This is a genomic window from Streptomyces katrae, from assembly GCF_000966975.1.
Taxonomy (GTDB): domain Bacteria; phylum Actinomycetota; class Actinomycetes; order Streptomycetales; family Streptomycetaceae; genus Streptomyces; species Streptomyces katrae.
Genome location: NZ_JZWV01001432.1, coordinates 1 through 613, shown reverse-complemented (window position 1 = coordinate 613; position 613 = coordinate 1). Strand labels below are relative to the sequence as shown.

Annotated in this window: 1 protein-coding gene; it reads left to right on the top strand. The window is 76.0% G+C overall.

Going from position 1 to position 613, the window contains the following annotated elements:
- A partial coding sequence (locus tag VR44_RS38040; protein ID WP_045952250.1) for a precorrin-3B C(17)-methyltransferase occupies positions 1-527 on the top strand: 527 nt, incomplete at its 5' end.
- Positions 528-613 lie beyond the last annotated feature (86 nt).

The following is a 613-nucleotide window of genomic DNA, read 5'->3' as shown; positions in this document are numbered from 1 at the left end:
GGGTGGCCGTGGTGTCCGGCGGCGACCCCGGGGTCTTCGCCATGGCCACGGCGGTCCTGGAGGTGGCCGGTCAGGCCCCGTACGCGGACGTGCCCGTACGGGTGCTGCCCGGGGTGACGGCGGCCAACGCGGCGGCCGCCGCGGCCGGGGCCCCGCTGGGCCACGACTACGCCACCGTCTCCCTCTCCGACCGGCTCAAGCCGTGGGAGGTCATCGCGGAGCGGCTGCGCGCGGCCGCCGCCGCCGACCTGGTGCTCGCCCTGTACAACCCGGGCTCGCGCAGCCGGACCTGGCAGGTCGCCCAGGCCCGGGAGCTGCTGCTGGAGCTGCGCGCGCCGCAGACCCCGGTGGTCGTGGCGCGGGACGTGGGCGGTCCGGAGCAGTCGGTGCGGATCGTCACGCTGGCCGAACTGGAGCCGTCCGAGGTGGACATGCGGACGATCCTGCTGATCGGGTCCTCGCAGACGCGGGTGACCGAACGGCCCGACGGGTCACGGGTGACGTGGACCCCGCGCCGGTACCCGTGAGGGGACCGTACGGGTGGCCGTACGGGTGACCGTCACGGATGCCCTGCGGGCGAGGTGACGTGAACGCGGCCCGGCCCGGGCGATAC